This is a genomic window from Latilactobacillus parasakei, from assembly GCF_049674265.1.
In the GTDB taxonomy this organism is placed as follows: Bacteria; Bacillota; Bacilli; order Lactobacillales; family Lactobacillaceae; genus Latilactobacillus; species Latilactobacillus sakei.
In genome coordinates this window covers 520,516-532,349 of record NZ_CP186861.1, presented here as the reverse complement: position 1 = coordinate 532,349, position 11,834 = coordinate 520,516, and the positions used below count along the sequence as shown (strand labels likewise).

Genomic DNA, 11,834 nt, shown 5'->3' with positions numbered 1-11,834 from the left:
CATGAGAATGGTCGATATCATTGATCATAAGCGACAAGGTGGCGCCTTAACGGCAGAAGAAATCCAGTTCTTTATTGATGGATATACAGATGGGACGATTCCAGACTATCAAGCAAGTGCGTTACTGATGGCGATTTATTTTAATGACATGACGGATGATGAACGGGCATTGTTAACGATGACAATGATGCGTTCGGGCGATCAATTAGATCTTTCGATGATTGACGGTATCAAAGTCGACAAGCATTCAACTGGTGGTGTCGGTGATAAGACCAGTATTCCACTCGCACCAATGATTGCGGCGTTGGGGATTCCCATTCCGATGATTTCGGGGCGCGGTTTAGGCCATACTGGTGGCACTTTGGATAAATTGGAAGCGATTCCAAATTTTAATATCTCGTTAACAGAAGAAGCTTTTAAAAAGCAAGTGGCAGAGATTAAACTTGCGATTATCGGCGCAACCGGTAATATTGCCCCCGCCGACAAGAAAATTTATGCTCTCAGAGATGTGACTGATACGGTTGATTCGATTCCGTTAATTGCAGGATCAATCATGAGTAAGAAAATTGCTTCAGGCACCGATGCGTTAGTATTGGATGTTAAGACTGGTTCCGGAGCCTTTATGAAGACTGAAGAAGATGCTAAGGAATTGGCACAAGCCCTCGTTAACATTGGGCGTAGTGTGGGGATGCAATGTATGGCCGTTATTTCTGATATGAATCAACCTTTGGGCAATGCGATTGGGAATGCGCTAGAAATCGAAGAGTCAATCGCCATCTTAAAAGGGGAAGGACCTGCTGATATTACAGAATTAATCTTAACATTAGGCAGTCAAATGGTTGTCTTGGCTGGAAAGGCAACCACTTTGGATGAAGCACGTCAATTACTACAAGGCGTGATCGACGATGGTCGGGCACTCGAAGCCTTTCGACAAATGATTATTTATCAAGGTGGTGATCCTGCCGTTATTGAAAATCCAAAATTAATGCCACAAGCACAATATCAAATCGAATTGCCTGCTAAAGAAAGTGGTTATGTAACTGAAATGACCGCTAATGAAATGGGGATCGCTAGCATGCTACTTGGTGGTGGCCGACAAGCGAAAACCGATGAGATTGATTACGCTGTCGGGCTAGTTTTGCATAAAAAAATCGGGGAACCCGTTCAAAAAGATGAGAGTCTATTGACGATTTATAGTAACCGGGAAGACATTGAAGCGATTAAGGACTTACTCTACGATAATATTAAGATTGGTTCAAAAGCGCAAAAAGTTACTTTGATTCATGGGTTAATTCAATAACAGAAAGGACGTTAATGGGCGAACTTAACCATTAACGTCCTTTTTTAGAATAAAATCACAATGTATCAATTAAATAACATATAAATAACCAGTTTTGTTTGTGAAATCAAATAAATAGCGGGTCAAAATTGACAATCAAGAACTAAGTAGCGTACAATATAATTACACGCTGATTGCGTGATGTTTCACAAAAACTGACGATGAAATCGTTTTTATATTATTTAGGAGGCAACACTATGAAAGTAGCAGTAATTGGTTGTACACACGCAGGAACCTTTGCAACACAAGCAACATTAACGGCACACCCTGATTGGGATGTCACTGTTTATGAAACACATGATAATTTATCATTTCTATCTTGTGGGATTGCGCTTTGGGTAGGTGGCCACGTCTCTGATCCTAAAAAAATGTTCTATTCAAGTCCAGAAATGTTAGCCCAATTGGGTGCACATATGAAGATGCAACACACTGTCTTGAAGGCAGACTTGAAGGAAAAAGTCTTACACGTTAAGAACTTAGTGACTTCTGAAGAAACAATTGAAAAATTTGATAAAATTATTGTCACAACTGGTTCATCACCAGTGATTCCACCGATCGAAGGTATCGATAATCCCAACGTTAAATTATGTAAAAACTGGGAACATGCTAACGAATTGAAGAAGAGTGCACCTGATGTGAAGAGCGTTATTGTCATTGGTTCTGGTTACATTGGTGCTGAATTGGCCGAAGCTTATGCGACAACTGATAAAAAAGTAACCTTGATTGATGCTTTACCACACGCACTTGGTAAAAACTTTGATCCTAATATCTCTGAGATTGTTGAACAAGATTACAGAGATCACGGTGTTCAATTAGCCTTAAGCGAAAAAGTAGTTAGCTTCTCAGGCACTGATCAAGTAACCGTTAAGACTGATAAGAACGAATATACAGCTGACCTTGCAATCTTATGTGTTGGTTTCAGACCAAATACTGGCCTCTTCAAGGATCAAGTTGAAATGCTAGGCAACGGTGCGATTACAACTGATGAATATATGCAAACATCTGTTAAAGGTGTCTATGCTGCCGGCGATTCAGCTGCCGTTTACTATAACCCAACACAAAAAGCAGATTACATTCCATTGGCAACCAACGCTGTTCGTCAAGGCTTGTTAATTGGCCGTAATATCGAAACACCAACTGAAAAATATATGGGCACACAAGCAACTTCTGCCGTTGAATTGTTCGGTCGGACATATTCTGGTAGTGGTTTGACCGTTGAAGGCGCTAAGGTTCGCGGGATGGCAGTTGCGACAACTACTTTGACTGAAGATTATCGTCCAGACTTCATGCCATCAACGACACCTGTTTTGATGAACTTAACATGGGATCCTAAGACACGCCAAGTTTTAGGGGGCTCATTTACAAGTCAATATGACATTGCACAAGCAGCTAACGTCATTTCAATGGCCATCCAAACGAAGATGACAATTGATCAATTAGCAATGGTTGATATGTTCTTCCAACCTAACTACGATCAACCATTGAACTACGTCAACGCAATTGCAATGAAAGCTGTCGCTGAAAGTCATTAATCAAAAAATGCGTGAGACGATTTTAAAGGTACTGGGAAAAATTTTCCCCGGTGCCTTTTTTGTTATAAAAAACGACCTTTTAATAGGATAGACTTGAATTTGGGCGATGACTCTTTCATAATGAAAAGTAAGTTATTTTGAGGAGAAAGTGTATGACAACCTTATATTTTGTACGTCACGGTAAAACTGAATGGAATTTGGCAGGGCGCTATCAAGGTGCGAATGGTGATTCACCACTACTGGCTTCTAGTTATACGGAAATTGGTGAATTAGCTGACTATTTAAAAGACATCCAGTTTGCCCATCTCTATACAAGTCCAATGAAGCGCACGCGCGTGACGTCAGCAACTCTTAAACAAGATTTACACCAAGATTTTCCAATCACGGTGGTCGATGGCCTCCACGAATTTGACCTTGGTTTAATGGAAGGCATGTATTTTACTGAAGTTAAGGAACGTTTCCCGGAAACGTTACGGACTTTCCGCGAAGCACCAGCTGAATATGATGCGAGCGTCATTAATGGTGAAAGCTTCCCGCAAGTAATCAAACGTACAACTGCGGCGATTGCGCAGATTATGGCCACGGCTAAGCCAGACGATCAGATTTTAATTGTGAGTCACGGAGCGGCATTAGTTGCTATGATTCAGGCGTTATTAAAAACACCCTTGGCAGATATTCGTGCCCACGGTGGTTTAACGAACTCATCTGTCACAACGTTAAAAACGACTGATCAAGGTCAGTCATTTGAACTATTGGATTGGAACGAAACGTCCTTTTTAAGCCGCACACTTTCTGCGTCAGATACCATTTAGGAGATGATTTGATGAAACCCGAAATTTTAAAAAAATGGGCAGCTGGCCAACACGAAGAAGCCGTTCAACAGCTAGTTAATTATTTAGAAAAAACACCCACTGATATCGAAGCATACGTCACATTAGCGACTTTTTTGACGACCCTCAAAGATTATGAACAAGCCGAAGTCCTTTTACAAAAAGCGTTAACGCAATTCCCAGAAAACGACGCGCTCAAATATGCACTCGGGACACTTTATTATCAAGCTGAAGCTTATCAACAAGCCGAAGCTATCTTCTCACAATTGGTGAAGGAGACCCAAGCATTAGATGCGCAATATATGTTGGCACAAACGTATCATCAATTGGAACAAAATGCGCGGGCAATGGCCTTTGCACTCACTGTTCAAGAAAAACAACCAGATCAATTAGATGCTAATATCCTAGTCGGTAATATTTTGATTAGTTTAGGCGATTTTGATCAAGCACAAACCTACTTTAAAAATGCACATCGCATTGACGCTCAAAACGGCGAAGCGGTCTTCAAATATGGGTTAACTCAGCTGGTTCTTGGGCGAGAAAGCCAGTCATATTTTGAACGGGCCAAAACATTAGATCCAGCATACTTTGAAAAAAATAAACAACAACTGATTGATATTGAAGGCTTTATGCGCGCCAAAGATCAGAAATAATAGGGATGGCGATTTTGGAAACAGAAAATACGGTCGATAATAAACCAACCGTTACCGGAACGGTCCAAAGTGTTTTTTACGAGAATCCCGGTAACTTTTTTAAGATTCTCTTGATTAAAATTGCCCATAAGACAATTGATTGGCACGAGCCAGAGATTGTCGTGACTGGTAGTTTTGGTGAGATTAAAGAAGACGAACGCTATACGTTTTATGGCAAAGTCATCACCCATCCTAAATATGGTCAACAATTTCAAGCTGACAACTATCAGGTTGACCAACCGACGACTAAGACTGGCTTAGTCGCCTATTTATCTGGCGAAAAATTTGCCGGCATCGGTCAAAAAACGGCAGAGAAGATTGTCGATACCTTAGGATTAGACGCAATTGATAAGATCTTAGCGGATTCAACCGTTTTAGCGCCGCTGGGTTTAAATGATAAGAAACAAGCGACGTTGGTTGAAACGCTGACGATTAATAATGGGATGGAACAAATTATCATTGGCCTCAATAACTATGGTTTTGGGAGCTCGATGGCCTATAACATCTACCAAACTTATCACGAAGATACCTTGAAGATTATTCAAGAAAATCCTTATCAACTAGTGGCCGATATTGCCGGTATTGGGTTTAAACGGGCGGATAATTTAGCCGAGAAAATTGGCTTTGCGGCCGATTCACCAGCGCGGATTCAAGGTGCACTGATGCAAGCCTTGAATGAACTGACCAATCAAGCGGGCGATACGTTTACCCAGGCGAAGCCGTTATTAGCAGCCAGCATTCAATTGATGGAACAGGCACGGAACGTGGCGATTGATCCGAATTTAGTGGCAGAGCAATTAATGGTCTTGGCACACGATGGCAAAGTCGTCGGCGATGAAAATCGGATTTATCCGAATGGTTTGTACAACGCGGAATGGCAGATTGCGAACCACTTGATGCGGATTGAAAATGAACGGGATAAAATTAGTTATCCTAAACATGATCTGGATAAAGAAATTCGCCGGCTCGAAAAATGCTTTAAGATGAGCTATGATGATGTCCAAAAAAATGCAATTAAATTAGCGATGACTCACAGAGCCTTTCTACTAACAGGGGGCCCTGGTACTGGGAAAACAACGATTATTAATGGGATTGTGACTTTATTTGCTGAGTTAAACGGTCTTTCGCTTGATATCAACGAATATAAAGACACACCATTCCCAATTTTATTGGCAGCACCTACTGGGCGGGCCGCTAAACGGATGAGCGAAACAACTGGCTTGCCAGCTAGCACGATTCATCGCTTATTAGGAATTACGGGACGTGAAAATAATCCTGATATCGATAGTAAGGAACTAGAAGGCGGCTTATTAATTGTCGATGAAATGTCGATGGTCGACACGTACCTCTTTAGATCATTGATTCGAGCAGTGCCTAGCAATATGCAGGTCGTTTTTGTTGGTGATAAAGATCAGTTGCCATCAGTTGGCGCGGGCCAAGTCTTTTTTGATTTATTACAGAGTCAGGCAATTCCGGCAATCGAACTGCAACAAATTTACCGTCAAGACGATGAGTCGACGATTATTCCGCTAGCCCATGAGATTAATCAGGGCCAACTACCAGCTGATCTACTCCAACCGCAAAAGGATCGGAGCTTTATTCAGTGCAGTCCTTATCAGATTGAATCGGTGATTAAGCAAGTGGTCACTAAGGCAAAAGAACGGGGCTTTGAGACGAAGGATATTCAGGTGCTAGCACCGATGTATCGGGGCGCAGCCGGAATTGATCAATTAAATCCAATGATCCAAAATATCATGAATCCGAAGGTCGATGATCGTAAGAAACAAGTCAGTTTAGGCAACGTTCATTACCGGATTGGCGATAAGATTTTACATCTGGTTAACAGTCCGGAACTAAACGTCTTTAACGGTGAAATCGGGCAAATTACCGGAATTACGTACGCTAAAGACAGTGATGATAAGATGGACGAGTTAACGATTGCCTTTGACAGTACCGAAATTACCTATAAACGGACGGAATGGCATAAAATTACGTTAGCTTATTGTACGTCGATTCATAAGGCCCAAGGTTCTGAATTTGAAATGGTAATTCTACCATTGGTTAACCAGTATCAACGGATGCTGAAACGGAACTTGTTGTATACGGCAGTGACACGGGCGCGGTCCTTATTGATTTTAATTGGGGAACCAAGTGCTTTTGATAAAGCAGCTAAGGAATTATCCGCAAACCGACAAACAACGCTTAAAGAACGGATTATCAGCGTCTTTAATGGTGAAAAGGTGAGCCAAGCGGTCAAAAGTTTAACGGAAGCTAAACCGGCTGTTGAAAAGCCAACGCCGGCTAAAGAAGTAGCGCCAGAACAATTAGCGTTAGTGGACGATACAGATGACAGCGAAGAGACAATTCAAGAAGCACCGGCTAATTATGAATTAACACCAGCCTTGGTGAGTGGTCATCAGATTGACCCGATGATTGGGATGGCGGATTTAACGCCGTACACATTCATGACAAGTGCTAAGTAGTGTATAATAAGAAAAACGATTAAATAAAAATGAGGCGAAACAATGGCTGACCAGCGAGCTAATTTAGAAATTAGACCCGTGACAATCGAGTATTTAGAACAATTTAATGACTTATTACGATATGTTTTCCAGGTAACCGATCAGGAAGTTTCTGATAGTGGTTATGAAGAAGGCGAACTAGAACGTGCTAAACGGCCGGTCTTAGAAAAATCAGATGTGATTGGTTGGTTTAATGGCGATGAATTAATTTCCCAACTCGCAATTTATCCTTGTGAAGTTAATATTCATGGAAAAATTTTTAAAATGGCTGGGTTAACCGGTGTGGGCACCTATCCAGAATATGCCGGCCACGGTTTAATGCATGATTTAGTAAAAGTTGGCTTAGACCAGATGCGGCAAAATAAACAATGGATTTCCTATCTTTATCCTTACAGCATTCCTTTTTACCGTAAAAAGGGCTGGGAGATTATGTCCGATCATCTGACTTATGATATTCGCGATAGTCAATTACCCAAGCAACAACCCGTTAACGGGCATGTTGAACGTTTGGACATTGACGATGCTGACGTCATTATGATGTATGATAAATTCGCGCTTCGCAATCATGGCGCTATGATTCGCAATGAGTTAAATTGGGATGAATATTGGCGTTGGGAAAATGAAGAAGAACGGATTGCCGGCGTTTATTATGATGAAAACGAAGAACCAACGGGCTACGTCCTTTATTGGATTGCTAACGAAGTCTTTCATATTAAAGAAATGATTTATTTGAATCAAGAAGCACGGATTGGTTTATGGAACTTTATCGGTGCGCATTATTCAATGGTCGACCACGTTAAGGGTAATCTCTATCAAGATGAACCAATTACGTTCCTATTGGATGACGGGGACATTGAGCAGACTATTAAACCTTATTTCATGGCGCGGATTGTTGATGCTAAGGAATTCTTGCAAGCTTATCCGTTTGAAACGGACGGACAAGCCTTCCATATTGAATTAACGGATCCATTAGCTGAATGGAATAACGGCACATTTGGGGTCTATTGGGATGAGCATGGGAAGGTCCATGTTACGAGTCGGCCGGTTGGCGAAAAGGTTGTTTGTGATATTCAAACGTTGACGACCATGTTGATGAGTTACCGACGCCCATCATATTTGGCTAAGATTGAACGGCTGCAAGCTACCAAACAAACGCTTAAAAACTTAGAGAATATTATTCCCGTTGAACAACCTTATTTCTCAGATTATTTCTAAAAAAAGAGCCCTCAGTATTGGCAGTTAGCCAGAACTGAGGGTTCTTTTTGAATAATTAGGTTATGAACGGATTGATATTTCAATAATATCCGCACTCGAATAAATAATATCAGGATTGCGCTTCGCAATAAATAAAGGCGTCTCTTTGATGAAATGCGTTATGAACGCGACAATATCTTGATGGGGAAAGTCCCTAATAGCAAGTTTATTAGTGCGCGGCGCATCCGCTGCTGTGCCGCATAGTACGTCATCATCTTTGAGGACGATCTTTGTGTTGTCGAATAACGTTAATTTGACCATAATTAATTACCCTTTGCTATATCAATGTTTATAGCGTTTTTGGGGACATTTGGGGACATGGACAAAACGTCCAACGCTTTATCAGTTTCTGAAATCCGTTCTTCTTTTAGCATATGTGCGTAAACTTCTTGAGTGATTGAAGTGTTGGCGTGACCTAATCTTTTTGAGATATAGTTGATTGAAACGCCTTTATATAATAAATATGATGCATGAGAATGCCTTAAACCATGAACACTAAGTTTACTGTAGATATTAAGCGATTTAGTAACTCGCTGTATTCTTTTTAGAGCCGCTTGGTGTGTATGATCAAATATTCTTCCAGAACTCCCAGAATTAAAGATAACTGCGGTTAATTCTTTAGTGATTCTAACATCACGATATGAGTTTTTGTTTTTTGGCGGCGTAATTTCACGACTAGCAGCTGTGAGAGATTTATCAACATGAATGTTATTAAACGGCGCACTAACATCTTCATAGTTTAGCGCTAAAACCTCGCCTATTCGCATGCCAGTCTCTAATGCGATAAGTAATGCCAAATTGATTTTGTCGCCGCTGTGCGCGTATAAATAGGCTTGCAGTATTTCGAACTCGTCTGCGGATAATGCTTTGATTTTTACATCGCTTTCTAAACCGTGAGGTTTAAGTCGAGAAAAGAAGTCGGAAGTTATATAGCCGTCATATAAAGCATCTTTAAGAGAGGCCTTTACTTTTGCAACCAGCAAAGTTAAATAACTCTTTTTGTGAGATTCTCCATATTCATCTAATCCGTGTTGGAGTATAGGGTAGTTCAAATTTTCTAGCCGTACATCATGAAATAATGTGTCGATAATATTCTCGGCTGTGACGTATGCTGTTAAAGTCGATGCTCTAATATCTTTCGATTTATAATTTTCTACCCACATCTTGAAGTAATCAGAAAAGAGCATATTTGATGCTATAATTTTTTTGTTCTGAAATTTGTCAGACTCCATCTGAACAGACCATTCTGTTGCTTCACGCTTGGTATTAAAAGTCTTGCTAACTTTGCGTCGTACACCTTTATCCATGACAGAGACAACTACACGCCATTTCTTGCCACGTTTTTCATAACTTGCCATAAAATAACCTCCTCGAAATTGCCTCTTGTCCAAATGCCACTTGATTGATAAAATAGAGTATACAAATAGCGCACCCGATTAGGGGCGTTGTGGTTAAAGACACATCTTACTTCTTGGCGGGAGAGGGGTGTGTCTTTTTTTATTGGCGTTAAGCCTTGTCAGAATGGTGCTTGATTAACTTTTCGGCTAGGCTATAGTAGCTATCTAACTCATTCTTGTGCTGATTCATAAAATCTTTAGCTTCGTCTAACTTACCTTCGCCAATTAAATCTGTTAATTTGATAATTATTTGATCTTTATTCATTGTAAAAACTCCTTTAAGATTTCAGCTTTTTAAGACAGTCAGTATTTGGTCTTACAAGCGTTTATCATTGAATTATGGTGCTTATTGTACGTTCATAACCATGATTTGCAATTCATAATCTAAATAAACATCGATATTATTAAAAAAGTTCTGGAAGTGTTCAGTCTCGTTGTGTTGATCAATTGCTTTTTCATTTTTCCAATGCTCGATGATTTCATAAACGTTCTCTGAACCAACCTCTTTAAAATGTTTATATTCGATATTGCCGGTTTCTTTACGAGATTTAATTACTAGGTCGTTAATAAAATTCTCATATTCGTTGATACAGTCCTTTTTAACAACTAATTTAACATTTACAACTTTCAAATTTTATACCTCCAATAGATTTAAATTAACTTGACTAATAGGTATCTAGGCCTTTGGTCAATCTTGTGGTGAGTGGGTTCATACATTAATTAGATTAACAGGGGACGGTTGAATAATTACTTGTGCCAATCCTGAATCCAAGCTAATGTAGCGAAAACGAAGATGCCTAATCCGATACAAGCGACACCTAGTTGTAATTCTTTGATAAAAGAAAGCGCAATCAGAATTAGTGCAACGAAAAGGCAGGATAAATCCCAAGCGTGCTTTGTCCACAAGAGCATAGAAATACTGACCAGTATTTCTATAATAATTAAAATTGTGATTTCCAAAATAGACACCCCACTTTCTAATTAAAACAATGGACCTTGTAGGACTCGAACCTACGACCGGACGGTTATGAGCCGTCTGCTCTGACCAACTGAGCTAAAGGTCCAAAAAAAACGCCACTAACAAAGTTAAAATAACCAAGTTAGTGACGTTTGGGGCTATTGCCCGCGTAAAATATAATAAATGGAGCCAAGCTCCCAGTAGGTTCATCATACTATACGTTTTTATTATTGTCAATAACCACTACTCTTTAATATAAAGTTCCATTAACTTATTACTTATTTCCGTCATTTGTACACTATTTAATTGAATTTTTCCAGAGGGATCATATTTATTTATACGTTTAATTCTAAATTTGCTGATAGTTGTAATATCGCTTGTTCGGACATATGACGCTTTGTCGAACTCTTTGTAAATGTCCACTACATATGCAAGCTGATCTAGTTCTTGATTTATTGAATCGTATTCAACTCTTGATTCGATAGGATTATCATTATTCTTTTTGAGTAGTTGCGTGGTTTTTTCCTTCAATTCTTTCACCCTGAGAGTAAGAATACTGATTGTTTGGTTAAAGACTTCTTTTCCGAGAGGAAATCTGCCGGCTTTTTCTTTTGACGTTAAAGGCACTACAGTCAAAGTACGTTTCCGAGCATTATCTTTTTTGTCAAGAACAATGGCAAAATGTATCCCGCAAAACTCGCTTCCCATGTTCACACCAAAATCTACACGGATGACGGTACCTCTTTTATAATGGTAGTATTTAGTTGGAAAATCATTATCAAATTCTTTCTCATAACGATAAGCTACTTTTTTAAGCCAGTAAGGTAATTTGTTAAACTTTCCTGTATCGGGTTCAGAAACTTTCTTGAATGTTTTACTAGAAGATTCAATATTTTTAACCTTTTGTTGGTAATTTGCTTCGTGATCAACCATGTTAGGGCTCCTTATTGTGAATAGCTAAAATAAAAATATGGGTTCTTTTTAAAACTTAATATCCCACCCACGAATCGAACGAGGCTAGCTCACCAGAGTGGGGTTAACCAAGCATAAATGGTTTTGAACGCTTCTTATTCCAGTCGTAATATCCGCTACGACTAACTCCAAGAATTTTACATAGGGAGGATACTTTATATTTAGGATTTGAAGATAGTTGACTGATAGCAGCGTATCGTTCTCGCTGGCTGTATTCTAAAAGTAGCTTTCTATAGATATCCGCTTGTTCTTTCAATAAAGCTGATTGTTCTTGTAATAATTTAAGATACATTGCTGTGGCTGGCATAATGCGTCCTCCTCAAATTGTTAAATCAACC

Annotated in this window: 13 protein-coding genes and 1 tRNA gene; 6 read left to right on the top strand and 8 right to left on the bottom strand. The window is 39.7% G+C overall.

The genetic code is table 11. The features are described from left to right. The first annotated feature begins 1 nt into the window (after nucleotide 1). The 6 genes from ACPBEH_RS02760 to ACPBEH_RS02735 all read left to right on the top strand — a co-directional run bounded on the left by ACPBEH_RS02760 (nucleotide 2) and on the right by ACPBEH_RS02735 (nucleotide 8,130). On the top strand, nucleotides 2-1,300 hold the full coding sequence (locus ACPBEH_RS02760; RefSeq protein WP_424349641.1) for a pyrimidine-nucleoside phosphorylase: 1,299 nt from the start codon (nucleotides 2-4) through the stop codon (nucleotides 1,298-1,300). A gap of 236 nt (nucleotides 1,301-1,536) precedes the next feature. Beyond that, nucleotides 1,537-2,871, top strand: coding sequence for an FAD-dependent oxidoreductase (locus ACPBEH_RS02755; RefSeq protein ID WP_025015827.1), 1,335 nt, complete (start codon nucleotides 1,537-1,539; stop codon nucleotides 2,869-2,871). A 152-nt stretch (nucleotides 2,872-3,023) separates the two neighbouring features. Beyond that, nucleotides 3,024-3,683 carry a histidine phosphatase family protein gene (locus ACPBEH_RS02750; protein ID WP_141265918.1) on the top strand — a complete coding sequence of 220 codons (660 nt, stop codon included), beginning with the start codon at nucleotides 3,024-3,026 and terminating at the stop codon, nucleotides 3,681-3,683. An 11-nt stretch (nucleotides 3,684-3,694) separates the two neighbouring features. Then, nucleotides 3,695-4,354, top strand: a complete 660-nt coding sequence (locus tag ACPBEH_RS02745) for a tetratricopeptide repeat protein (RefSeq protein ID WP_424349640.1) — start codon at nucleotides 3,695-3,697, stop codon at nucleotides 4,352-4,354. Between the two features lie 5 nt (nucleotides 4,355-4,359). Then, nucleotides 4,360-6,876, top strand: a complete 2,517-nt coding sequence (locus ACPBEH_RS02740; RefSeq protein WP_424349639.1) for an ATP-dependent RecD-like DNA helicase — start codon at nucleotides 4,360-4,362, stop codon at nucleotides 6,874-6,876. Nucleotides 6,877-6,918: 42 nt separating this feature from the next. Then, on the top strand, nucleotides 6,919-8,130 hold the full coding sequence (locus tag ACPBEH_RS02735; protein ID WP_424349638.1) for a GNAT family N-acetyltransferase: 1,212 nt from the start codon (nucleotides 6,919-6,921) through the stop codon (nucleotides 8,128-8,130). Nucleotides 8,131-8,190: 60 nt separating this feature from the next. Here the strand turns inward: ACPBEH_RS02735 and ACPBEH_RS02730 are convergent, their stop codons facing one another. The 8 genes from ACPBEH_RS02730 to ACPBEH_RS02695 all read right to left on the bottom strand — a co-directional run bounded on the left by ACPBEH_RS02730 (nucleotide 8,191) and on the right by ACPBEH_RS02695 (nucleotide 11,803). Continuing rightward, a complete protein-coding gene (locus tag ACPBEH_RS02730) occupies nucleotides 8,191-8,430 on the bottom strand; it encodes a hypothetical protein (protein ID WP_011374513.1) in 240 nt (79 codons plus the stop codon). A gap of 2 nt (nucleotides 8,431-8,432) precedes the next feature. Further along, the gene (locus ACPBEH_RS02725) at nucleotides 8,433-9,527 is read right to left on the bottom strand and encodes a site-specific integrase (protein ID WP_424349637.1); all 1,095 of its coding nucleotides are present in this window, start codon (nucleotides 9,525-9,527) and stop codon (nucleotides 8,433-8,435) included. 148 nt (nucleotides 9,528-9,675) lie between these two features. Next, the gene (locus ACPBEH_RS02720; protein ID WP_424349636.1) at nucleotides 9,676-9,831 is read right to left on the bottom strand and encodes a hypothetical protein; all 156 of its coding nucleotides are present in this window, start codon (nucleotides 9,829-9,831) and stop codon (nucleotides 9,676-9,678) included. Nucleotides 9,832-9,912: 81 nt separating this feature from the next. After that, the gene (locus ACPBEH_RS02715) at nucleotides 9,913-10,197 is read right to left on the bottom strand and encodes a putative quinol monooxygenase (RefSeq protein ID WP_424349635.1); all 285 of its coding nucleotides are present in this window, start codon (nucleotides 10,195-10,197) and stop codon (nucleotides 9,913-9,915) included. Nucleotides 10,198-10,313: 116 nt separating this feature from the next. Then, nucleotides 10,314-10,526, bottom strand: coding sequence for a hypothetical protein (locus ACPBEH_RS02710; protein ID WP_424349634.1), 213 nt, complete (start codon nucleotides 10,524-10,526; stop codon nucleotides 10,314-10,316). Between the two features lie 30 nt (nucleotides 10,527-10,556). Further along, a tRNA-Ile gene (locus ACPBEH_RS02705) sits at nucleotides 10,557-10,630 on the bottom strand. Nucleotides 10,631-10,767: 137 nt separating this feature from the next. Continuing rightward, the gene (locus tag ACPBEH_RS02700; RefSeq protein ID WP_424349633.1) at nucleotides 10,768-11,457 is read right to left on the bottom strand and encodes a type II toxin-antitoxin system PemK/MazF family toxin; all 690 of its coding nucleotides are present in this window, start codon (nucleotides 11,455-11,457) and stop codon (nucleotides 10,768-10,770) included. 103 nt (nucleotides 11,458-11,560) lie between these two features. Then, the gene (locus ACPBEH_RS02695; protein WP_424349632.1) at nucleotides 11,561-11,803 is read right to left on the bottom strand and encodes a hypothetical protein; all 243 of its coding nucleotides are present in this window, start codon (nucleotides 11,801-11,803) and stop codon (nucleotides 11,561-11,563) included. Nucleotides 11,804-11,834 lie beyond the last annotated feature (31 nt).